Below are 25,092 nucleotides of genomic sequence, written 5' to 3'. Positions count from 1 at the left end.
TCCATGCAATTAATTAATAACATGTTGAGTATAATTAATACTCTTTATCTGGCAAGTGTACTATTTTATTACTTATGTTACTCTCTAATATCAGCGAAGAAATCCTTAGTTATATTTATAGTTATAGTATCTTCCTTTTGAGGCACTACCATTCCTGTTTCACTGGCAACTAATTTTATCTCATCAAGGGAAGCAAGTTTTAATAAATTAACTCTTAAGGCCTCATTTTCCGCTGTAGCTGTCTTTATATTACTCTTAACACTACTTAAATCATTCTGCATTCTATAAACTTTCCCATCTCTAGCAATAGTTAAAACCCCAAAAACTAAGGCGATAGATGCAACTTGTAATATATTCTTTACAACAGCTTTTTTAGTTTCTTGTGCTTTTCTAAGTTGTTCTTTTTTTTGTCTCTCTATTTCTTCTCGTACTTGTCTTTTCTTTTCCTCATCATATCTTCTCTTTGGATTTAAAGCTGTATTTCCCCTTATATAATCATATTCCTTATTAACCATTTTATTACACCCCCATTGTCTTTTACTTAGTTTTTTTTATTATATTCTCTCTATTACCCTTAATTTAGCACTTCTACTTCTTGGATTTTCATCAATTTCTTCTTTTGTTGGCTCAATTGCTTTTCTTGATATAAGCTTTACTTTTGCTTTTCCCCCACATACACATATAGGGAACTCTCTTGGACAAGTACACGCTGTAGCTAACTCCTTAAATTTAAGCTTTACTATCCTATCTTCTAAAGAGTGGAATGTTATTATAGCCATTCTTCCACCTTTATTTAATCTGTTTACTCCGTCTTCAATAGCCTTATTAAGTATAGATAACTCGCTATTAACTTCAATTCTAATGGCTTGGAATGTTCTTTTAGCTGGATGCGGTCCTTCTCGTCTTGCCTTCGCAGGTATTGCAGCCTTTATTATCTCAACTAATTCTAGTGTAGTTTCAATATTTTTCTTTTCTCTATTTTCCACTATAAATCTTGCTATTCTTTTAGCAAATTTTTCTTCACCATAATCTCTAATTATTTTATAAATTGTCTCTTCGTCATAATTGTTTACTACATCATAAGCTGATAATGAATTTTCCCTATTCATTCTCATATCTAATTGTGCATCCTGCATATAGCTAAACCCTCTATCTCCTGTATCTAATTGATAAGAAGATACACCTAGATCCATTAGTATTCCATCAACCTTTTCAATATCTAACTCATTTAATATAGAATCTATATTATAAAAATTATTATGTACGTATTTTACATTTTTATAATTCTGTAACCTAGCACTTGCTGCCTTTAATGCATCTTTATCTTGGTCGATTCCTATTAATAGTCCATCATCAGAAAGATTTTTCAATATTTCTGATGAATGTCCACCTCCACCTAGAGTTCCATCTACATAGATTCCATTTTCTTTTATTTTCAATCCCTCTATACACTCATTTAAAAGTACAGATACATGTTTAAATTCCATAATGATTCTCCTTATATTCCTAAATCACTCATTTTTTCAGCAATAGAGTCAAAATCTATATCTGATTCGTTATATTCTTCCCATTTTTCTTTGCTCCAGATTTCTACTCTGGTTAATACCCCTATACTTACTATTTCCTTTTCTATACCTGCATATTCTTTTAAGTTTTGAGGAATTAATCCTCTTCCTTGTTTATCTACTTCAATCTCACAAGCACCTGAAAAAAAGAATCTTACAAATGCTCTAGCATCCTTATTGGTAAGTGGTAAAGATTTCAACTTAGTTTCTAAAGTTTTCCATTCTTCCATTGGGTAAGCATAAAGACATCCATCTAAGCCTTTAGTAATAACAAACTTACTACCTAAGCCTTCTCTTATTTTAGAAGGAACTATCATTCTGTTTTTGGCATCTATTGCATGTTGATATTCTCCAATAAACATCTTTAACTCCACCTTCCAAGAAATTCTCCACCACTTCTAACCACTTTCAACCACTTTATACTTTAATTTTATAATTTTTTGCTAAATACTTCAAGGTTTATTTCATTTTTTGATGCTATTTATTTGCAAAATAAATAAGTGTGATATATAAGGTCACTTATTCCGTCGCGTTGCTCCAAGTCATCGTAACCTTATATATCACACTTCAAAACAAAAGGAAGGAATTTATAAAAGGATATTCTCAAGGGTAATCCTTTTATAAATTCCCCGTATAATAATAAAGAAGGGTCAAATATTATATTTCTCGGGACCTCGGATTCGCTCCAAGTCACACTAGCATTATATTTTTCTCTCTTATATCTAAAGGAAATAATTCCTCATTTCATTCGGAATTATGAAAATTAATAATGAGGTAATATTTTTATAAATTCCCAAAAAATAAAAAGGTTGATTTTTATCAACCTTTTTTATTAATTTTATACATTAAATCTGAAATTAACAACATCTCCATCTTTCATAACATAATCTTTACCTTCTAATCTGTAAAGACCTTTTTCCTTTGCTGCTGCTTCAGAACCACATTCAAGTAAATCATCATACGAAACAATTTCAGCTCTTATAAATCCTCTCTCTATATCTGAGTGAATTTTGCCAGCAGCTTGTGGAGCTTTTGTTCCTTCTTTTATAGTCCACGCTCTTACTTCTTGAACTCCAGCAGTTAAATAACTAATCAATCCTAACAACTTATAACTTGCTCTTATTAACTTGTCTAAACCTGATTCTGTTAGTCCATATTCACTAAGCATTTCTAACTTTTCATCATCTTCTAATCCCGATAACTCTTCTTCAAGTTTAGCACAAACTATAACTACTCCAGAATTTTCTACTTCAGCATAAGCTTTTACCTTTTGTACATACTCATTATTTAAATTGCCTTCCATCATATCATCTTCTGATATATTACAAGCATACAGAACTGGCTTAGAAGTAATTAAGAATAATCCTTTTATTATTTCTTCTTCTTCTTCAGTAACTTCTAATGTTCTAATAGGTAAATTTTGCTCTAAATGAGCTTTTACTTTCTCCATTAAAGCATATTCTTCTTTGGCCTTTTTATCTCCAGACCTTACTTGCTTCATACTTCTTTCCATTCTTCTTTCAAGAACTTCTAAATCAGCAAATATAAGTTCTAAATTAATAGTTTCTATATCTCTAATAGGATCAACTGAACCCTCAACATGCACTACATTTCCATCATCAAAACATCTAACTACATGAACAATTGCTGATACTTCTCTTATATGAGATAAGAATTTATTTCCTAGTCCTTCTCCTTTAGATGCACCTTTAACTAGTCCCGCTATATCATAAAATTCAACAGCAGTATAAACTTTTTTCTTAGTATTATACATTTTTTCTAAAACATCTAATCTCTTATCTGGAACACTTACTACTCCAACATTTGGTTCTATAGTACAAAAAGGATAGTTTGCTGATTCAGCTCCAGCTTTTGTTATTGCATTAAATAAAGTACTTTTACCTACATTAGGTAAACCAACTATTCCTAAATTCATCTATGTACATTCCTTTCCTTACTTATTCACATCTTAACATCTTTAAAATTATACTCTACTCTCCAAATTATTTCAACATATAAAGATACAAGTCATGTTTTGATTACTTTCATTCTATTTCCAGAATAAAAGAATTATTTTAGATAAAAATAATTCTAAAGGAGGCGAGAATTTTGAAAAACACAAAAAAATTTATGATATTGATGATTGCTTTGTTCTTTACTCTTACTTTATCTCCTAAAATAGTAAAGGCATCAGATGATTTAGAACTTAATTGGTATTTCGTTAAAAGAGGAAACGGTACTACTCCAGAACAACCAAAAGAATCAGCCAGCTTTCTATCAGAATATAATGCTTATTATGTAGGAGATACCAATTCAAAAATTCTTTACTTAACTTTTGATGAAGGATATGAAAATGGCAATACTCCCAAAATACTAGATACATTAAAAGAAGAGAATGTACCTGCAGCATTTTTTGTAGTTAAACCATATATAAAAAAAGAACCAGAAATAATTAAAAGAATGGTAGATGAAGGTCACTTAGTTTGTAATCATTCCTCTCATCATCCATCAATGGCTAGCATAAAAGATAATGAAAAATTTAAAATAGAGCTTTCCGAGGTCGAAGATGAATATAAATCTTTAATTGGTGAAGATATGCCAAAATTCTTTAGACCGCCTATGGGAAAATACTCAAAGAATTCATTAAAGAAAACTAATGATTTAGGTTATAAAACTATATTTTGGAGTTTTGCTTATAAAGATTGGTTAGTTGATAATCAACCTGAAGAAACTGCAGCAATTCAAAAAATAGTTGCTGGAGTTCATCCTGGATCAATAATTCTTTTACATGCTGTTTCCGATACAAATGCTAAAATATTAAAGAATGTAATTCAACAACTAAAATCTCAAGGTTATGAATTTAAATCTTTAACGGAATTACCTTAAAATAACTATCCTAAAAAAGTCTCTATTAATTTATAGAGACTTTTTTAGGATAAATAATTTCATCTACTTCATTCATTAAGTTACACTTTTTTACATAAGAATTATTTATAATACTATTACATTTTTTCTCTATTTCAATAGTAAATTTCTCTTCTCGTAAAAAATTTAAATTTACTTTAACATTAATAATTGCACTTTCTATAGCAGAATGTAACAAAGTTAATGCAACTCCCGCATCAGAAATCAAATTTTTATTTCCATATTTTATAGCAAACTCAATATTATCATAAAACTTAATACATTCTTCAGCTAGTTGTAAAGGAGTTTCCATTGCCTTTATAGTAAATTCTTTAATCTTTTCTTTTCGAAATTTTATTTCCTCATTATTATTCTTAGGTAATTTATAAGAGTTCATTAAACTTAAGAAATCTTCTCTATCCTTCTCCATTAATTCTTGAGCTTTTAAAATTATTTCTTTGGCATCATTTTGTAAAATAATCATCTTTTCTTTTTCTTCTTCTTTTAAGCTGTCATAAACTTTCTTGCCTATAGTTAATGAATATACCATGGAATTCAAACTTGCAGAAAGAGCTAAAACTAGCGCTGCAGTACTTCCACCTCCTGGAGATGGTGCATCAGAAGATAATTCATTTAAAAATTCTTCTATTCTATATTCTTTAAATAACATTTAATCACCTTTCTTTCAAAAGTTCATCATATACATTCAATATTTCACTAATTATTTTTTTCTTTGAATATTTTTCTATGCATTCCTTTCTAATTGCTTCTGGATTATATGAACCTAAATTATTAATTATATTGTTCATTGCATTTCCTAATTCATCAATATCATTTACCTTAACTAATAAGCCATTATTTTTATTGATAATGTCCTCTGCCCCACCATTATATGTACCTATAATAGGCTTTCCAGATGCCAACGCTTCTATATATACTACACCAAAGGTTTCATATTTTGAAGCAAGTACAAAGACATCACATTTACTCATATAGCTAAAAACTTCTTCTCTAGATAAAGCTCCTAAGAAATCAACTTGTTTATCTATATTAAGCTCTCTAGATAAATTAATTAAATAATCCTTTTGACTTCCATCTCCACCTATTATAAGTCTTGTATTAGTACTCTTAAAATAATTAGAAAAAGCTTTTAATAAAACATCCATCCCCTTTTCCCCTTCTAAAAAGGCTAAAGAAAAAAATGTTACTACATTATTTTTATTTTTATTTATATTGAATTTTTCAACTGGAATTAAGTTATGTATTACCTTTATATCTCTTCTTCCAGAGAATTCTATCATCTCTTTTTTTAGTCCATTCCCTACAGCAATTAAAGCATCAGCATCCAAATATGACTTTTTAATAAAAGGCTTGTAGCTTTCTTTAATATACATGGCAGTCTTTAACGATGAATGTTCTGTTATAACTAAGGGAATATTATATTTTTTAGCAATATACGCTGCACTTATTCCAGCCCAAAAAGAAGATTGGCAATGTATCAAATCAACTTTTCCTTCTTTTTTTACAATCTCTTTATATAACTTCTCTAATCTCTTATTAAACACACTAAACATCTTAGGATTCTTAGGTAAATAATTAAAATTTTTATATCTATATGTTCTTAATTTATCTTCAAGACTATAACTAATCCCTATTTTTTCATTAACTTTAAATAATTGTGTTAAAGGCCAAATTTCATTATAAGCTACTGTAACCTTTACTCCACTTTCTTGAATAGCATCTGCTTGCTCTTTAAAAAAACTTCCATGGACAGGATTTCTTTTATTATTATACCATGATGGTATAAACATAACGTGCATTGTTAATCCTCCCTTAATATCGAATCTAATCTCTTAGATATATTTTCCCATTCATATTCATGAATTTGATTTGATTTATAACCATTTATAATTTTTGTTGATAGCTCTACTATGGCAGTATTTATATTATCGCTATCATTTATGGCTACTCTACACTTATCTATATTACTAACAACATCAATTATAGGATCATTTTCATCACCTAAAACAACCAATATATATGCTAAACAACCAAAATAATCGTATATTTTAGCAGGAATTTGCTTAGAGTTTTTGTTTCCAAATAGCAATAGTATATCAGCATTCACCATATAACCCAATGCTTTCTTATAGGGAATTCTATTTGATACTTTGACATTTTCTATTTGAATAAGCTCATTTTTCACATCTTCATTATCAATATTTCCAAAAAATAAAATATTGAATTTTTCATACAGGCTTCTATTTTCTTCTTTTATTTTTTTTACCGCGCTTATAAATGGTCTTATATCCCTTAGCTTTGAAAATATCTCCCCTGCATATACTATATTAATCTTATCTTTTTCAATCAATGAAGGAGTTTCATTGTTCTTTATATCATCATATACCTTGGCATCATACCCCCTAGTTATTATGAAAGTATTTTCTATCTTTAGATTATATGTTTGTAAATAGTCATCTCTATTGGCTTTTGTGACAAAAATATGCTTATCTGCTAAGTTAATTATTTGCCTTTCATATCGTCCCTCAATCTTTCTTCTTATAAAGCTAGAATTCTCCCTTGTTGAATCTTTAAGCCATGGATCGCTCCAATAAGCTATCCATTTAAGAAATTTAAACTTCTTCTTAATTCTATAAGCACAAATATGACTTGATGGAGGTTCATGCATTGAAAACATAACATCAAAATTTTCATTTTTCATTAATTCTACTCCATACTTACTAGCTTTTATAGCCCAATATAAATACATATCTGGAATAGCAAATAATCTCTTTATTTTTCTTAGTAATCCCTTTATACCATTCTTTCGTTTATTAATAGTATTATTTAATGAATTATTTCTTTTTTTAGGCATAATCTTTTCAAAAATTTTCCCTCCAGAAATAATATGTGTGTTTATTTTTGGATCTAACATACTAAATATATATTCGTCATAATAGATTGAATCAGGAGGAAAATTTACAGTTAAAAGATGTATTTCATTTTCATCAAACTTAGCTAAATTATTCAAATATTGTAGTGTTTCTATTGATGCTGAATTATTAATTAATGGTGAATAACAAGCTATAAATAATATTTTCATTAACTTATCCTCCTTCCAAATTTCTCTTCAATGATATTTAAAAACTCTTCAAATTCTTCAATTTTAAAAACTTTGCACAATATAAAAAATGTAATTGCCCCTACTGAGGCATCTAATAGGATAATTAAAAATGAATTATCTATGAGAATAAATTTATTTAAATAATAAAGTACTATTATCATAATCAAAGAACTAATAGTAATTTTGGAAACCTTAATGAAAAGTTCTTTAACATTGAAACTACCTATTAATCTTCTTGTAGAGTTCAATAATAATATAGATATTATAAATGCTGATATAGAAGTTGCAATTGCAATTCCTAATACTCCTAAAAATTTAGATAAAGTAATACTTAATACGATATTAACAAAAACTCCTACTATACCATTTATAGCTGTTACCTTTGTCTTTTTCATTGAAAATAAAGAGGAGTTTAATATATCTCTAATTCCTGCAAAAGGTAATTGAATGGCATATCCAAGTAAAGACATAGATGTTAAAATAACCGCATTAGAATCAAATCTTCCTCTTTCGTATATCACTTTCACAATATCATCACTTAAAAAGATTACTCCAAATGTAATTGGAATTAAAAATAAGCAAATAATAACAATTGACCTGCTCAAATATTTCAAGAAACCTTCCTTGTCTCCTTCATTTAATCTATTTGCCATAAGAGGGTAAACTACAGAAACTAATGAAGTTGTAATTGCAGTATTTGCAAATTGTATAATTCTTTGTGAGTACTCTAACGCTGCCATAGATCCAGTAACTAGTCCAGATGCTACACTTTTATCTACTAACATATTTATAGAATTGGCACCTGCTCCAATTATTACAGGAATAATAAGTACCATCATTATTTTTAACTTTTCATCATTTAAATTAATTTTCAATTTAATTCTATATCCATTTTTATATAATGAAGGTATCTGCACTATAACTCTCAATAAATTTCCTAAAACATTGGCTATTGCTAATCCAACTACACTAACATCTCTAAATAATAATAGATATATTATTATAGGAACGTTAAAGAAAATTCCTAATAGAGCAGGTATAACAAAATCCTCACACACCTGAAGTATTGATGCAAAACAAGCATTCACACATAGAAGTATAATATTAAAAATTGTAATTCTTGTAAGCAGTATAGTTAAATGAATTTTTTCATCTCCAAAATTAGGAACAAAAATCCCAACAATATCTTTAGTAAAAACTAAGCCTAAAATTATTACCAATATAGAAATTACTGATAAAATATTAATAATGTTATTTGAAAAATCAAACATTTCTTCCTTACTTCTACTATGTTTAACTTCGCTTAACATAGGTATAAATGTTGTTGAAATGGCAAGACCAACAATCATGAAGACAGATTCAGGTATTGATACAGATGCTACATATATATCATAGGAATCTTCAACACCAAAATGATAGGCAGCTAAAATGTCTCTTGCAAAACCAATAACCTTACTTAAAATTGTCATTGCCATAACTATAAAAGTTGCTTTAAATATTTTATTTCTACTCATTATTTAATCTTTTTTCTCCTTATTACAAGTAATAAAAACTTAGGAATACTACCTAATCTTTTTATTCTCCAAGGTTCTTTTGATACCCTATATAACCACTCCAAACCAAGTTTTATCATCCATTTAGGTGCTCTGTTAACTTTTTCAGCAATTACATCAAAACTTCCGCCAACTCCCATAAAGATTTTACATGGAAGTTCATTCATATATCTCACTATAAACTCCTCTTGCATAGGGCAGCCCATTGCTAGAAAAATAGCATGTGGTTTTTTTTCTTTTATTTCTTCTAAAACTTCAGTAGCATTATCAATATTAAAATAACCATTCCTATATCCAGCTATATTTACATTTGGAAACTGTACTATAATATTAGCTACACATGCTTTTAAATTCTCCTCTTTAGTTCCTAGTAAATATATACTTTTATTTTCCAATGATAATTTTTTAATTATTTCTTTCATTAAGTCTATTCCTGCAATTTTTTCTTTAACAGGAGTTTTTATAAATTTAGCCGCTATTTGCACTCCTACTCCGTCAGGGATAATTATAGAACTACTAGAAGTAAAATTTTCAAATAGTGTTTTATTATTTAAACCAGTATAAAGCACCTCAGGATTACCAGAAATTATATGAATTTTATCTTTCATATCTATATATTCAATAGCATCCCTAAGACTATTCTTAAAAATTTTATAGCCTAATATATTAATAAAGTTATTATTCTCTTCCATCTTATCTCCTTAATAATTAATACGTAAAATTATCCATAACTATAATATCATATTTATTTAATTTACTAAAGTTATTACTTAATAATCTATCATATAAAAATTGGAAGTTTATAAAAACTTCCAATCAACATTACTTATTCAGTATTTTTTCTAAATCCATAACTATTTCATCTTCTGGACTTAATTTCTTTGCAATTTCTAGATGAAGTTTTGCTTCATCGTAATTCCCTAAATTCATGTAACACATAACTATATTAGTGCATACCTCTACTTCTTTATTTACTTCAAAAGCTTTTTTAAAGTACTTGATAGCACCTTCAAAGTCATTGATACAAGCATAATTAATTCCTAATTCTACTACTACTTCATAAATTCCACTCTCTCTTGCTATGCTTTCATTTAAATAATATATAGCTTTCTCATAATTTTCTAATTTTCTATATGCAACGCCTAAATAATAGTATATTAACGGATTATTATCAAAATTATCAAGTAACTCTAATAACATTTTTATTGTTTTAACTGGATCATCTTTTAAATGTTCAATTGCTATTTCATAATTTGAAATGTTATTTATATCATCAATTAAACCCTTAATTTCTTCTGTTACCTTACCACCCATATTAATAAATTCATTAATTGCTACTTTTGAAGCTTTATAATCATCACTATCCTTAAGTATTAGTGCTTTATATAAATATGCTTCTGGAATCTTTAATAAATGTTTTTCACAATAATCAATATCGTTAAGTAAAATATCCTTAAACCCACTATCCTTTTCTCTTATACTTTCTCCAACTAATAAAAGTTTCTTCATAATATCTGTATCTTTAGAAAATCTATAATATCCTTTTAATAACAAATATCCATCAATAAGTTTATCATCTTTTATCTTATTAGAAATTATACTTCTTATACAATTATCGCTATCTTTAATATAAGATAAAATAATCTCGTAATCTTCAATGAATTTTAATTTTTCGTCTGCTCCTATAGCTAAAAACATTCCTTCAATAAAATAAAAGATAGGTAAATTTTTAATTTTAATTTCATCTTGAATATTAGTTGTTATATATTCAGATGATATAGGTAAATATAAATCTTTGTTAATAAAAGATATATAATTTGGTATACCTACACTATTTTTAAATCCATCTTTATCTATTTCTAAAAATAATAGTTTACTTAGTTTTTCCTTAAAAACTGCATTATAATCCAAAAAGATTCCTCCTTTTTATTGGCTTAATATACATAATACTATATATTTATTAAGCTTTCAAACCTCAATTTCAATTATTGTCGCCTTTTGGAGAATTATTCACTCAATTTCATTAAAAAGTGGAAGTATATTTGCTATACAAATAAAGTATAGCAACATAAAACTTCCACTTTTAATATATAATATTAATTTAATTTTTCATTAATTAATTTAACCACTTCTGATTTAAAGCTTTCAAGTTGCTCTTCAGCATCATTTAATCCACTACCTTGAACAGCCACATAAGCCTTCATCTTCGGCTCAGTTCCTGATGGTCTAACTACAAACCATGAACCATTTTCTAAAACAAATTTAAGAACATTAGATTTTGGAAGATTAATATCTTTTTTTCCACCATTAATCAAATCTTCTTCAACGCTTAATTTATAGTCATACTTAGTATTTATCTTAACGCCATTAACTTCTACAAGTTTTTCATTTCTTAGTGAATCAATGCATTTGACTATTTTTTCAGCACCTTCTTTTCCTTTTAATTCAAAGGATACTAAAGTTTCTTTAAAGTAACCATACTTATCATATAACTCAATTAATCCATCGTAAAGGCTCTTTCCTTTTTCTTTATAATATAAAGTCATTTCAGCAATTAGCATAGATGCTATAACCGCATCTTTATCTCTTACGAAATCTCCTGCTAAATACCCATAGCTTTCTTCAAAGCCAAATAAATATGTCTTATCTTTATTTTCTTCGAAGCCTTGCATCTTTTCTCCAATATATTTAAATCCTGTTAAAACTTCCATAAGTTCAATATTATATGCTTCAGCTATGTTCTTTGCGCCATCTGTTGTTACTATAGTCTTAATAACAACTCCATTTTCTGGTAGCCTATTTTCTTCTTTTAAAGCATCTAAAATATATTGTGTTAATAATAACCCTGTTTGGTTACCTGTTAATACTCTATATTCTCCTTCACTATCCTTTACAACTACACCTATTCTATCACAATCAGGATCAGTTGCAAAAATAACATCCGGATTTTCTTCCTTTGCCATTTCTAATGCTAGCTTAAATACAGCTGGCTCTTCTGGATTAGGATATGAAGCTGTTGGGAAGTTACCATCAGGCATTTCTTGTTCCTTAACTACTGATACACCAGTATAACCAAGTTCCTTTAGTACTCTTCTAACTGGCATATTTCCTGAACCATGTATTGGAGTATATATAACTTTTAAATCATTTGCATTTTCTTTAACTAATTCTTTTCTTATAGTTAATCCTTTAACTGCATCTATATATAATTTATCTATATCTTCACCAATATATACTAATAGATTTTTTGATATAGCTTCTTCTTCAGATATATTTTTAATCATATCAAAATTATCTATTTTATTAACCTCACTTATTATTATGTCTGCCTTTTCATCTGTCACTTGACCACCAAATTCATCATAAACCTTATATCCATTATATTCCTTAGGATTATGTGAAGCAGTAACTACTATCCCCCCAGTGCACTTTAACTCTCTAACTGCAAAAGAAAGCATAGGAGTTGGTCTTAATCCTTCATATAAATAAACCTTTATATTATTAGCACATAGAGTTAAGGCTGCAGCTTTTGAAAACTCTTTTGACATATTTCTAGAATCATATGCTATTGCTACTGCTGGATTTTCAAATCTTCCATTTAAATAATTTGCAAATCCTTGAGTAGCCTTTGATACAGTGTAGATATTCATTCTATTACTACCTGCTCCAATTACCCCTCTAAGACCACCTGTACCAAAGTCAAGATCTTTATAAAATCTATCTTCAATCTCTTTTTCATCTTTAATACTTCTTAATTCCTCTTTCATAACATCATCTACAACACTTGATGATAGCCAATCATTATACTTCTCTTTATACAACATATTATACCTCCTAAATGTAGTGATCAGCTAATATTATACACTAAAAATTTGAAATTTGAAATAAAAAAATGTAAAGAATGAAAAAGCTTCATATCTTTACATTTTTAGACACTTATCTATTATTTTCGCTATTTTCTTCTGCAGTTTCCATATCATCACTTACAGTTTTTCTTTCATATGTAACTGAAGCGATTACAGTATTTAAATCGTCAATTATAGATAATTCAGATGCCACTTCTAAATCTCCTGCCCTATATACATATCCATTATCACTAGAATTAATATTAATCTTTATATATTTAGGAAGCTTATCTGCATTACATTCCACTTTAATAGAGTCTTTCTCTTTTTGAAGTACCATACCTTTTTTATTTAAGTATCCTTCACCTTCATAATATATAGGTACACTTGAGACTATTTTTTTATTTTGATCTAGCTCTTCTAAATCCAAATGAATTATTTTATGAGTAACAGGGTCTCTTTGAACATTTTTTATTAACGCTTGACATCCTTCTCCCTCTAAATCAAAATTCACAATTCCATGTTCACCATTTTTTGAAATTTCTCTACATAATTCAAGTTCTGCTACTTCAAACATAAATTCATTTGTTCTCTTTCCATACAGTATTCCTGGAACCTTGCCACTTCTTCTTAATTTTTTTGCATTATTAGGTATACTCGTATCTCTTTTATTTAAATTTAGGCTATTCACAAATAACTCCTCCTATTATTTAACTTCTCTTCAAATATTGTTATCATTTTTCATTATTTTTATTCAAAATTTACTAATTTACTATTTATTAAATAAATTAAAAGTTTATATTGCATAGTTCTAATTTTTTAAATATAATATTTATGTTTGTATAAAACTATATAAATAACAACAATACTATTCTTAAGAAAGAGGGTGCTTTTGTGTATAAAATGAATCAAAATGAAACTCCATTGTTTAATGCTTTAATGGAATATGTAAATAGAGAAACTCTACCCTTTCATGTACCTGGACATAAAAAAGGAGAAGGAGTAGATAATGAATTCAAAAATTTTATAGGAGATAATCCTTTTAAAATAGATGTTACAGTTTTTAAATTGGTAGATAGCCTACATCATCCTACTGGACCAATAAAAAAGGCTCAAGAATTAGTTTCTGATGCTTATGGCTCGGACGCTTCATTCTTCTCAATCCATGGTACTTCTGGTGCAATACAAGCTATGATATTATCGGTGGTAAATGATGGGGATAAAATAATAGTCCCTAGAAATGTACATAAATCTGTTACTTCAGGGATAATATTAAGTGGTGCACGTCCTGTTTTTATAGAACCAGAAATCGATAAAAAGCTAGGAATTGCACATGGTGTTACTCCGCATACTGTTGCTAAAACACTAGAAGGGAATCCTGATGCTAAGGCAGTACTAATTATTAATCCTACTTATTATGGAGTTGCTACTGACATCAAAAAAATTGCAGATATCGTTCATAGCTACAATATACCTTTAATAGTTGATGAAGCCCATGGTCCACACCTAGCATTTTCAGAAAAGCTACCAATGTCAGCATTAGAAGCCGGGGCAGATATATGCGCTCAAAGTACCCACAAGATTATTGGATCACTTACTCAAGGTTCTTTATTACATGTTAAAAGCAAATATGTTGATCCTAAAAGAGTTCAACAAATACTAAACTTGTTACATACAACTTCACCATCATATATTTTAATGGCTTCTTTAGATTGTGCTAGAAGACAAATTGCTTTAGAAGGTAAAGATTTATTAGATAAGGCTATTGAGTTATGTAAATATACAAGATCTGAAATAAATAAAATCCCTGGATTTTATTGTTTTGGTGAAGAAGTATTAGGAAAACCTGGATCATATTCTTTTGATCCTACTAAACTTACAATTTCCTCTAGAGAACTTGGGATAACTGGTTTTGAATTAGATATGATTCTAGCAGAAAAATATCATATACAAATGGAATTATCAGATTTCTATAACGTATTGGCAGTTGGCTCCTTCGGCGATACTAAAGAAGGAATGGATACATTAATATCTGCATTGAAATCTATTTCTGAAGAATATTATGGTAAAAGAAAGCCTATTCAGGACTTCATAGATATACCTAATATACCTGAAAAAATATTAGAACCTAGAGAAGCTTTTTATAGTGAAAAAACTTCTATTTCTTTGAAAGATAGTATAGGAAAAATCTCTGGAGAATTTTTATTAGCTTATCCTCCAGGTATACCAGTACTTTGCCCTGGAGAAATAATTACTAAAGAGGTTGTAGACTATGTCTATGATTTAAAAAGGGCTAATTTATATGTTCAAGGAACAGAAGATCCAACTGTAGAAAATATAAAAATAGTTATAAGATAAAAAATAGGAAGTAAGTATAAAAACACTTACTTCCTATTTTTTATAAACCTAAATATTCTTCTAATGTTAAATCATTATTTTCAAAGTTTTTACTATGTTCTACTCCAATATACCTAAAGTGCCAAGATTCATGCATATATCCTGTAATCCATTCTTTTCCTTCTGGATATCTTAAAATAAATCCATATTTTGTGCAATTATTTTTAAGCCACTCACCCTCATCAGTATATTTAAAATTTTCATCTGCCCACAATGATCTATCTACACCACCTATGTCAAAAGCTAGTCCCGTTTGATGTTCACTAAATCCTGGTTTTGCTGAAAATGTATCTGTAGGGTCTTGTCCATAATTCGCAACATAGTTATTATAAAGTGTATTTTGTGTCCAATAGCTTCTATAAGTCGAAAATGCATTTAAATAAATTCCCTCTTGTGCAGCATCAGCTTTCATTTTTTCAAAAGCTTCTCTTGCCTCTTCATTTTCACCTGGAAGAAAAGTATCTGGAAGCCCATATTCTTTATTAACTATTAATATTCCATTTATATACTTTGGCTCCCTAAGGCTAGGATTCTCATTAGATTTCTCTTCATAAGTGGAATTTAATTTTCTAGTATAAGCTACTTTTTTTGTTTCGTCTATGTAATTATTTAATTCATCTAGCTTTTCTTTAGCTAAACTATATTTTTTTTCTTGAAATAAGTTATTATATTCGTTAATAAAATTATTTAACTTTTCTTTTTCAGTATCATTGAAATCATTAATACTATCATCATTGATACTATTAAAATATTCTTCTAACTCTATTTCATTAATAGCACTTAAATCATTTATCTTTGATTTTAATTCTAAAATTTGATTTTCTATCTCATCAGTAAAATCATTAGATAAATTTTTTTCAATACTCTTAATCAATTCATCTATTTCAGCCAAACTATCTTCATTCCCATAAAGATTTTGATAGCTAATCTTTAATTTTTTAAATTCATTTATATATTCTAAATTTTCATTAAACCTTTCATTCGCCTTAACTTCTCTTCTGATTAAAGAAAAATGTTGAAACTTTATTGGTACATATAACGCTGTCCATAAAATAAATAAAAATATAACTATTTTTATAAAATTAGATTTCAATATTTTTCTGTATTTTCTTGATTTTTTTCCCAATCTTAAACCTCCATTAATAATCTAATCAATTTTTATAACCATACTATTCCTTTAAAAGCTTTTTAAGATTATCTCTTAAGTTCCTATCTAACGAATATTCACTTAAATAGTGAATTCTACTATTTATATCGTCATCGCCTTTATCTAATGCAAAGTAAGTTATTGCAGCTTCTATACTTAAGTCATCATCTATTTTAGCTAACTTTATAGACTTTGGATCACCTTCTTCAAGCATCATTATCTCATCTAAGTTAAGAGTTCCCTTATTCATTGCTATTGCTTTTAAAAATTTTAGGTGTCCTTTAGTGAATTTTTCTGCGGCATTAATTAAATGATTTAAAGTTTTGTAGGCATATTCTATTTCTCCATTTTTAACGAATCCCTTATAAAAGTGCTGTATTAATCCAACTACTTGGCTGTTTCCCTTAATTTGAGACATAAATCCTAATATTTTTATTTTATTTTCATCATTAAAAGCTATTAAATTACCCATTATCCAATTAATTATTTTATTTGTCTCTACTCCTTCAGAAGCTAACTTACATAATAGATTTGTTGCTTTTAAGTTTAATTTAGAATTTTTTTGCGATACTCTTTGTAAAACTGGAACAGCATCTTCTTTAAAACTATATATTATCATCAAAATTGAATTTTCAACTACAATTGACCACTCTTGCTCATTAATATATTTTTCTATATATTTTGAAGGTCTATTAACCTTCCCATTTAAAAATTTAGGAATATTCCCTATATTGGCTTTTCCAATCTTTTTAGCTGCTTCATAAGAAGCAACCTTTACTTCTTTAAAATCATCATATAAATCTATAATCCTTATAATTTCGCCAGATATCAACTCATCTAATTCTTCCTGTGATAGTTTTACTTTTTCTTCATTATTTTCTTCATCGTCTTTAGCTTCACATTCTATATCTTTTTCCAATGTTTTAAACTCTGATTGAATATCTTGTTTTTTTTCATCATTTTCATAATATATATCTTCAGTCTTTTCTTCTAATTCATCTTCATATTCGTCGTATTTATCATTTTTTGCTTTCTTAAAAAAATTAAAAATCCCCATAATTTAACCTCCAAAGTCAACTTCACTTATAACATCTATTCCATTTTCATTTAAAATAGTAGCAGTTATACCCTTTCCGCATACTTTCGTTCCAGTGAAACTACCATCATAAATATAGTTTACTCCACAAGATGGACTACCTTCCTTTAATATCGCAGTTTTTACATTACTTAACTTCGCTATATGTAAAGTTTCAATTGCACCTTTTAAAAATGCTTCTGTCACATCTATATTGTCTTTAGTAATAACCTTATCATTTTTATTAATTACGCCCTTTGCTGTCCCTTTTATCTCAGCAGGTGTTCTAGGTGTTGAAAGCCCCCCTAATTGTTCAGGACAAACCAAAATCGCTTTTCCTTCTTTTAAAAGCTTTAAACATCTTTCATTTAAATTATTACTACCACTATATTTACAATTAACACCGCATAAGCAACTACTAATAAGATACATACTAACACCTCTTCTCTTTATTATTATATCATAAAAAAAGACTCGAAAAAACGAGCCTTTTTATTTTAATATTATTTTAATTATTTAAGTATTACTATAGTAACACCATCTCCACCTTCACCATATTCACCAAGTCGATAGCTCTTCACATGAGGATGTCTCTTTAGCATATCATTAATTGCTTTTCTAAGTACTCCAGTTCCTTTACCATGAACGACTGTTACTTCTCCTAAATTTGACATATAAGCTTCATCTAAATATTTATCTACCTTGTAGCATGCTTCTTCTGAATCCATTCCTCTTAAATCGATTCTACTCTCTATAGATTTTAAATTTAAATTTAATTCTCTTTTCTTTCTTTCCTTCTTTGTAGATGCATTCTTAACTTTTCTTAGGTCTTTAAGCTTAACATTTATTTTCATTATTCCAGCCTCTACTTGAACATCACCTTTAGAATCTGGCATTGAGATAATAATAACATTTTGATTTAATGATGGTAAATAAGCATCCATTCCTAATGTAACCTTATCTATCGCTTCACCATTATTTTCTCTTTCTTTAACTAATGAAGCTTCTTTACTTTCTAAGCTATCTTTAAGTTTCTTTCTTTCTTCTTCAAGTCTTGCTCTTCCACCTTGTGCAATTCCTAGCTTTTCAAGTTCCCTCATAGCTTTTAATATTTCATCAGCCTCATCCTTTGCCTTTAAAATGATATTTCTCGCTTCTTGTCTTGCTTCACTATAAGCTTTATCTCTTATTTCATCCAATCTTTTTAACTTTTCATCATATTTCTTTTTAATTGCATCTGCTTCAATTTTTAATTTTTTAGCTTCTCTTGCATCTCTATTTGCAATAATACTCTTCTCTTGCAGGTCTCTAATTAAGTCTTCAAACTTTAGATTTTCTGAAGATATATTTTCTCTTGCTTTAGAAATTACATCTTCTCTTAAACCTAATCTCTTTGATATTTCGAAAGCATTTGATTTTCCAGGAACTCCTATTAATAATCTATAGGTTGGTTTTAAAGTTTCAACGTCAAATTCTACAGAAGCATTTTCTATACCTGTTGTTCTTAGCGCATACCCCTTTAACTCACTATAGTGAGTAGTTGCAATTATTCTTGCTCCTTGTTCTCTTAAAGTATCTAAAATTGCGATAGCAAGTGCAGCACCTTCAGTAGGATCTGTTCCTGAACCTATTTCATCAAATAATACTAAAGAATTCTCATCAGCACTTTCCATAATTTTTACAATACTAGTCATATGAGAAGAAAATGTTGATAATGATTGTTCTATACTTTGTTCATCACCTATATCAGCAAAAATTGTTTTAAAAAAGCTTACACTAGAATTGTCTTTAGCTGGAATTAATAATCCACTTAATGCCATTAAATGTAGTAATCCTACTGATTTTAATGTTACAGTCTTACCACCTGTATTAGGTCCAGTAATCATTAAAGTGCTAAATTCCTTACCTAGGTATATATCTGATGGAACAACAACTTTAGGATCTATAAGAGGATGTCTCCCTTGAATTATATCAAAACTTTTATCTTCATTTACATCTGGGCATATAGCATTTAAACTTGAAGCATATTTTCCTTTAGCAAAAATGAAATCTAATTCTGTAAGAATATTATAATTACTTTCAATAGTCTCTATAACTTCATAAACTCTATTGGATAAATCCATGAGTATCCTTTCAATTTCTGCTTTTTCTTTAAGTTTAAGTTCTTTTATTTCATTATTTAAATTAACAAGACTCATTGGTTCTATGAAAAGAGTAGCTCCAGTTGAACTTTGATCATGTACAAGCCCAGGAACTGACCCCTTATATTCAGCCTTTACTGGTAATACATATCTGTCTCCCCTCATAGTATATAGTGAATCTTGAAGATATTTAGCATTAGCTCTTACAATTGAATTTATTTTATCTCTTACCGATGAATTCTTTTCTTTTAAATTTCTTCTTATTGAACTTAATGTGCTACTTGCCTTGTCACTAATTTCCTCTTCAGATATTATTGACATTTCAATAATATTTTCCAATTGTTTTATAGGTGTTAAAATATAAGCAAGATCCTCAAGTATTAAATGTGGTTTTTCATCATCTCTTCTTGAAATATAATCCTTAAATCTTCTTGAACATCTTAGCATTCCACCAATTTTCAATAATTGTCCAGCTGATAATATTCCACCCTTTTTAGCTCTTTCAACACCTTCTTTTACATCATGCAATCCTTCAAAAGGAGGATTTCCTTTTGTAATTAAAAGATCTAAAGCTTCATCTGTTTCTTTTAGTTTTTTTCTCACTTCATATATTGTTTCATAAGGTTCTAATTTATCAACTATTTCTTTACTGCTAGCTGTTACAGCATATTCTTTTAACTTTTCTTTTATTTTATTAAATTCTAATACTTTAAGAGTTCTTTTTTGCATATTATCTCCTCTTTTACTATTTACTAGTTTTATTAAGTAAAATTCCTATATTTTTATTAAATCTAGTGTAATTAAAAATTCCTAAACTGATACCAATTAAACTATATAAAGCACCTAAAATCTCAAATGTGTATAATACAATTCTATTATTAACATCAATAAAAATTGATAAGAAACATAGAGTAATCCCTAATGCAACTAAAATAATTTGTTTTTTCCAAAGTCTACTTAATAAACTAATACATTTACCTTTAGATTTATGACCTAATTCTGTTATTGACTTAAAATCTTTATATTTTTTAGTTAATAATATAAAAATTAAGTTTAACAGAGTAGTTGCTACAATTAAAATTGTGCTTATTATTAACCTCATTATTATTCTATTCCTCTTCTATAATGACCTTTAGTATATTCATTAGAATTTATTTTTTCTTCTCCCTTAATCATTCTTAAAACCTTTTTTACTTCATTGTAATTTTCATCTCTAAATTCAACTCTAAATGAGTTAACACCAAGACTTATTAAATCATCTTTTTCCTCAATAAGATTTATAGGTTTTGGATTTAGTATATAACTTCTACAGAATATATCAGTCATTACTCTAAATTTTTCATTCATTCTATCAATTAATGTAAATTTATCTCTAGTACATGCTAAGTTACAGTCCTTACAAGAAGATTTTTCTCCAAAAGTACTTCCAATAGGGCAATATTCACTTATCATAAGTTCCGTTTTTCCATAAATAATTCCTTGAACACTTCCAGTATTATTTTTTAATAAAGCCTTAATCTCTTTTCTATTTAATTCCAAACTAAGTGTTGGAATTGTTATTTCTTTTTGATAGAAATTTAAAGCCTGAGAATTTATTATATTAAGTTTGTAATCTCCTATTATAATTAATTCATTTTGATATTTTCTTATAATACCAACATTAACTGTTACAAGTCCTTTTATATAATCCTTAACTTTTTCTATTATATTAATAACTTTATCAAATTCACTCTTTATAATATTGGGTATTTTTATATATATATTTAGCCCCTCAATATTACTAAGTTCCTTAATATCATTAATTTTTAAAGCATCTTTATCCCTATTAAATACATCAACAGCTATATCCTTTATTCCTTCATCTAAAAGAGCTTTTAATTGTTCTTTAGTCACGCATTGGTATAATACATCTAAATCTATAGATTTATTAATTATATCAACATTCTTATTTAACTTATCTGGCCTTCTTCTTCTAAAAGATTTAGTTATTGATTTTTGAATACCTTCTACAGCTTCTCTTCTTAAACTATTTAAATCACTTACTCTTAAGAAGCCTTCCTCAAAATCAGTAAATTCAACTTCTTCTATTTTAAAAACACTTTCAGAAGATTTAATTAATGCCTCAATTACTCTCTCCTTACTTAAAGGTCTTTTTTCAGCAGCTTCTAGTTTTTCTCCATAAAATATATATTCTTCACCTTCATAATTAATAGTAAGTTTTATTGGTTCAGATACTTTGAAACTTAATTTGGCTTTAAGATTAATTTTTCTATTATAAGGTTTTAAAGAATCTTCTAGCGAATCAAAAAGTGCCTTATCGGAGGACTTAAATATTTCATCACCACTTTTATAAGCATTTGGAAATATCTTAACTTTTTCTCCTCTATTAGCCTCTTTAACTTCTTTTCCATCTTTTATTATTTTATTAATATTATAACCAGTATCTCTAAACCTGAAGCCATCGCCTAAACTAATATTCTCTTTTAATAGTATTTCCCCATTCTTTTCAATTCTTCCTAGTGGTAAACCAGTATTTCTTGGGTGTTTAAAGCTCATCATATCCTTACCTAAATTTTTATGTAAATATGCAGTTGAAAAACCTCCTCTATTGAAAAGTTGTAATAAATCTCTCTTTCCTTTAGCCACATTATATTCAGTTTTATAAAGTTCTTTTTCAACAGCCTTTTTATAATTATCTACTACTCCCGCTACGTATTCTGGTCTTTTCATTCTTCCTTCAATCTTTAAAGAATATGTACCTGATTCAATTATATCTTTAATACTGTCAAGAGTACATGTATCCTTAGGACTTAATAAATATGCTTTCTTTTCTCCAGAGTCTTCACCTTTAAGAGTGTACTCCATTCTGCATGGTTGAGCACATCTTCCTCTATTACCACTTCTTCCACCTATCATTGAACTCATAAGGCATTGACCTGAATATGATACACATAAAGCACCATGTACAAATATTTCAGTTTCAATTCCTAAATCTTTAGATATATATTTAATTTCATCTAAAGATAACTCTCTAGATAAAACTATTCTATGAAATCCTTTATCCTTAAAAAATAAGGCACCTTCACCATTATGAATTGTCATTTGAGTAGATGCATGTATTTCAAAGTCAGGATAGTCTTCTTTAACTCTCTTAAACAATCCAAGATCTTGTAAAATTATTGCATCAACTCCTATTTCATATAAAAAACCAACATATCTTACAGCTTCTTCAATTTCATTTTCTTTTAAAATAGTATTTAATGTTACATAAACTTTAGCCCCATAGCTATGTGCATAGTCTATTGCTTTAATCATGTTGTCATTATCAAAATTTGAGGCATATGCCCTTGCTGAAAACTTATTACCCCCTAAATAAACTGCATCTGCACCTTTATTCATAGCTGCAATAAGGCTTTCCATGCTCCCAGCTGGAGCTAAAATCTCCACTCTTTTCATAAATACTTCTCCTAAACTTTAGTATAATCATCTAAAATCTTTACTATAATATATAACATAATTTTAGACCTTTTTCTATTGTATATTCAAATTACTATAAATAACATTTATATGCTATTTATATTTTTATCCATAGATTTATTTAAGCAAAGGATTAATTTTCCTTTTTTCTGACGCTAGTTCAACTTGAGCATCTATTAATTTTTTTTCTAAATCTAATACTTTATACTTTAGATTCTGTGATTTAAATTTAGCATCTCTATTTACCTTTTTAAGGTTGTCCTTTTCTGATTTAATTTTTTTGTAATCTTCTTCCATTAATCTATATTCTTCATTTAAAGCCATAAATTTCTCTTTATATAAGTTTTCATTTTCCTTCATTACGTCATAGTCTTTTGTCGCAGATTCAATTTCTCTTTGGTAATTTTCGACTTCTTCCCTAAGTGCAACATTTTCGCTCTTTAAATCTTCTATTATATTCTTTAATATATCAACATTTTCAGCCGTATCTCTAATTTCTTTTAAACGCTCTTTAAGGGTGTTATTCCTTTCTTCTAAAGAAGTATTCTTCTTTAGTAATGTTTCTACTTCTTCATCTGCCTTAAATAACTCATCTGCGATGTTTAAAGCAACTAGAGTTGCTCCTGCTGTAGTACTTAACTTTTTATTCTTTATCATTAATTCTTTAACTTTTTCATCCACGTATTTAGCTATCTCTAATAAATATTCTTCACTTTCTTTTCCTTTTAAATTATAATCCATTCCATTTATATTTATAGTAACTGTACTCATAACACACCTCGTTAACATAATAATTATATACTTTAATTTTAACATAAAAGCTTCTTACTATGTATAAGAAAATATAATCTATTAGTAAGTTCAATAAAAATGGAGATAAATATTATATACCTTAAGACTTCAACTTTCTTCAAGTCAGTCTCATATAATATTTATCTCCTTATATATTAAAGGTAATAATTCCTCATTTTATTCTAAAATTATAAAAGTTATTTACATAGTGAACTTTTATATATATTTAATTTTCATTTTTACCTATAATATAAGCAATAATAAATCCAGCAATAAATGCAATTATAGATACTATACCCATTATTCCAAATGTAAAGCCTGGATATATTACGCATACTGAACCTATAACCAAGCCAAAAATAATACAGTATGCTGTTTGAGGATACTTATTAAAAATACTTTCTATTAATTTAGTCATCAATAGAAATCCTCCTATTACACCTATCCCAACAATACCTATATTTATAATATCGAAATTTTTGATTATTTCAATTATTGGTTCATATAATCCAATTAGTAATAGAACAAATGATCCGCTTATACCTGGTAATATCATAGTTGCAGCTGCAATAAATCCTGCTACAAAAAATCCTAATCCATTTGGTTTAAATATTGAACTTAATAAAGAAGCTTCTGGATTTACTTTTTCTAGTACACCAAGTCCAGCAACTATTATAAATCCAATTATAAAAGCTATATAATTCCCCTTTTTGACCTTAGTTTCTGTTGCCTTTTTATATAATAGTGGAGCGGTACCTATTATTAATCCAATAAAGAAGAAATTAGTTTGCTCATTATAATGCTTTAACATATAATCTATTATATTTGTAAATAACAAAATTCCTGTAACTGCTCCAATACCTATAGTTCCTAAAAACAAACTATTTTTCTTAACATCTTTGAAGAAATTATTTACTGAATATAATATTTTATCATATATTCCCATAACTACAGCCATTGTTCCACCACTTACTCCTGGTATAACATTAGATATACCTATAACCATACCCTTTAACAAATCTATTATATATTTCATAATATCTCCTCTTTTTAAACAATATTCAAAAGAAAA

Annotated in this window: 22 protein-coding genes; 2 read left to right on the top strand and 20 right to left on the bottom strand. The window is 27.8% G+C overall.

The features are described from left to right. Window positions 1–77: 77 nt before the first annotated feature. The 4 genes from QK892_RS07420 to ychF form a co-directional block, all read right to left on the bottom strand. Window positions 78–515 (bottom strand): cell division protein FtsL, encoded by a 438-nt coding sequence (locus tag QK892_RS07420; RefSeq protein ID WP_317272903.1) that lies wholly within the window; start codon window positions 513–515, stop codon window positions 78–80. Between the two features lie 39 nt (window positions 516–554). Continuing rightward, complete coding sequence (rsmH, locus tag QK892_RS07415; protein ID WP_317272902.1) at window positions 555–1,487, bottom strand: 16S rRNA (cytosine(1402)-N(4))-methyltransferase RsmH; 933 nt, start codon at window positions 1,485–1,487, stop codon at window positions 555–557. Window positions 1,488–1,498: 11 nt separating this feature from the next. Then, window positions 1,499–1,927 (bottom strand): division/cell wall cluster transcriptional repressor MraZ, encoded by a 429-nt coding sequence (gene mraZ, locus QK892_RS07410; RefSeq protein WP_317272901.1) that lies wholly within the window; start codon window positions 1,925–1,927, stop codon window positions 1,499–1,501. A gap of 476 nt (window positions 1,928–2,403) precedes the next feature. Further along, the gene (ychF, locus tag QK892_RS07405) at window positions 2,404–3,501 is read right to left on the bottom strand and encodes a redox-regulated ATPase YchF (protein ID WP_317272900.1); all 1,098 of its coding nucleotides are present in this window, start codon (window positions 3,499–3,501) and stop codon (window positions 2,404–2,406) included. 194 nt (window positions 3,502–3,695) lie between these two features. Here ychF and pdaA point away from each other — a divergent pair, with 194 nt between their 5' ends. Then, window positions 3,696–4,451: a delta-lactam-biosynthetic de-N-acetylase gene (gene pdaA / locus QK892_RS07400; protein WP_394855011.1), complete on the top strand. Its 756-nt coding sequence runs from the start codon at window positions 3,696–3,698 to the stop codon at window positions 4,449–4,451. 25 nt (window positions 4,452–4,476) lie between these two features. On the opposite strand, the gene QK892_RS07395 is transcribed toward pdaA, so the two are convergent. From QK892_RS07395 to QK892_RS07360, 8 genes are all read right to left on the bottom strand, one after another. Then, window positions 4,477–5,139, bottom strand: a complete 663-nt coding sequence (locus tag QK892_RS07395; protein ID WP_317272899.1) for a cyclodeaminase/cyclohydrolase family protein — start codon at window positions 5,137–5,139, stop codon at window positions 4,477–4,479. Between the two features lie 4 nt (window positions 5,140–5,143). Beyond that, a complete protein-coding gene (locus QK892_RS07390) occupies window positions 5,144–6,289 on the bottom strand; it encodes a glycosyltransferase (protein WP_317272898.1) in 1,146 nt (381 codons plus the stop codon). Window positions 6,290–6,291: 2 nt separating this feature from the next. After that, the gene (locus QK892_RS07385) at window positions 6,292–7,572 is read right to left on the bottom strand and encodes a glycosyltransferase family protein (protein WP_317272897.1); all 1,281 of its coding nucleotides are present in this window, start codon (window positions 7,570–7,572) and stop codon (window positions 6,292–6,294) included. After that, window positions 7,572–9,107, bottom strand: coding sequence for a murein biosynthesis integral membrane protein MurJ (gene murJ / locus QK892_RS07380; protein WP_317272896.1), 1,536 nt, complete (start codon window positions 9,105–9,107; stop codon window positions 7,572–7,574). The genes QK892_RS07385 and murJ overlap by 1 nt, the downstream gene beginning before the upstream one ends. After that, the gene (locus tag QK892_RS07375) at window positions 9,107–9,838 is read right to left on the bottom strand and encodes a WecB/TagA/CpsF family glycosyltransferase (protein ID WP_317272895.1); all 732 of its coding nucleotides are present in this window, start codon (window positions 9,836–9,838) and stop codon (window positions 9,107–9,109) included. The genes murJ and QK892_RS07375 overlap by 1 nt, the downstream gene beginning before the upstream one ends. 130 nt (window positions 9,839–9,968) lie before the next feature. Next, the gene (locus QK892_RS07370) at window positions 9,969–11,057 is read right to left on the bottom strand and encodes a tetratricopeptide repeat protein (RefSeq protein WP_317272894.1); all 1,089 of its coding nucleotides are present in this window, start codon (window positions 11,055–11,057) and stop codon (window positions 9,969–9,971) included. Between the two features lie 185 nt (window positions 11,058–11,242). Next, complete coding sequence (locus tag QK892_RS07365) at window positions 11,243–12,970, bottom strand: phospho-sugar mutase (RefSeq protein ID WP_317272893.1); 1,728 nt, start codon at window positions 12,968–12,970, stop codon at window positions 11,243–11,245. A gap of 112 nt (window positions 12,971–13,082) precedes the next feature. After that, window positions 13,083–13,682, bottom strand: coding sequence for a 50S ribosomal protein L25 (locus tag QK892_RS07360; RefSeq protein WP_317272892.1), 600 nt, complete (start codon window positions 13,680–13,682; stop codon window positions 13,083–13,085). Window positions 13,683–13,885: 203 nt separating this feature from the next. Here QK892_RS07360 and QK892_RS07355 point away from each other — a divergent pair, with 203 nt between their 5' ends. Further along, window positions 13,886–15,349, top strand: a complete 1,464-nt coding sequence (locus tag QK892_RS07355; protein ID WP_317272891.1) for an aminotransferase class I/II-fold pyridoxal phosphate-dependent enzyme — start codon at window positions 13,886–13,888, stop codon at window positions 15,347–15,349. Between the two features lie 40 nt (window positions 15,350–15,389). Here the strand turns inward: QK892_RS07355 and QK892_RS07350 are convergent, their stop codons facing one another. The 8 genes from QK892_RS07350 to QK892_RS07315 all read right to left on the bottom strand — a co-directional run bounded on the left by QK892_RS07350 (window position 15,390) and on the right by QK892_RS07315 (window position 25,056). Next, on the bottom strand, window positions 15,390–16,514 hold the full coding sequence (locus QK892_RS07350) for a M15 family metallopeptidase (RefSeq protein ID WP_317272890.1): 1,125 nt from the start codon (window positions 16,512–16,514) through the stop codon (window positions 15,390–15,392). A gap of 43 nt (window positions 16,515–16,557) precedes the next feature. Further along, window positions 16,558–17,592 (bottom strand): hypothetical protein, encoded by a 1,035-nt coding sequence (locus tag QK892_RS07345; protein WP_317272889.1) that lies wholly within the window; start codon window positions 17,590–17,592, stop codon window positions 16,558–16,560. A 3-nt stretch (window positions 17,593–17,595) separates the two neighbouring features. Further along, window positions 17,596–18,042: a DUF523 domain-containing protein gene (locus QK892_RS07340; protein ID WP_317272888.1), complete on the bottom strand. Its 447-nt coding sequence runs from the start codon at window positions 18,040–18,042 to the stop codon at window positions 17,596–17,598. 80 nt (window positions 18,043–18,122) lie between these two features. Then, window positions 18,123–20,480 (bottom strand): endonuclease MutS2, encoded by a 2,358-nt coding sequence (locus QK892_RS07335; RefSeq protein WP_317272887.1) that lies wholly within the window; start codon window positions 20,478–20,480, stop codon window positions 18,123–18,125. A gap of 16 nt (window positions 20,481–20,496) precedes the next feature. After that, complete coding sequence (locus tag QK892_RS07330; RefSeq protein ID WP_317272886.1) at window positions 20,497–20,853, bottom strand: hypothetical protein; 357 nt, start codon at window positions 20,851–20,853, stop codon at window positions 20,497–20,499. Window positions 20,854–20,855: 2 nt separating this feature from the next. Next, on the bottom strand, window positions 20,856–23,207 hold the full coding sequence (locus QK892_RS07325) for a U32 family peptidase (protein ID WP_317272885.1): 2,352 nt from the start codon (window positions 23,205–23,207) through the stop codon (window positions 20,856–20,858). 138 nt (window positions 23,208–23,345) lie between these two features. Then, complete coding sequence (gene zapA, locus QK892_RS07320) at window positions 23,346–23,999, bottom strand: cell division protein ZapA (protein WP_317272884.1); 654 nt, start codon at window positions 23,997–23,999, stop codon at window positions 23,346–23,348. Window positions 24,000–24,246: 247 nt separating this feature from the next. Beyond that, complete coding sequence (locus QK892_RS07315; RefSeq protein ID WP_317272883.1) at window positions 24,247–25,056, bottom strand: DUF368 domain-containing protein; 810 nt, start codon at window positions 25,054–25,056, stop codon at window positions 24,247–24,249. Window positions 25,057–25,092: the final 36 nt, after the last annotated feature.

The sequence above is a fragment of the Clostridium lamae genome, from assembly GCF_033043255.1.
In the GTDB taxonomy this organism is placed as follows: Bacteria; Bacillota; Clostridia; order Clostridiales; family Clostridiaceae; genus Clostridium; species Clostridium lamae.
Note: the sequence above shows the minus strand (reverse complement) of the source record. Positions and strands in the feature narration are given on the sequence as shown.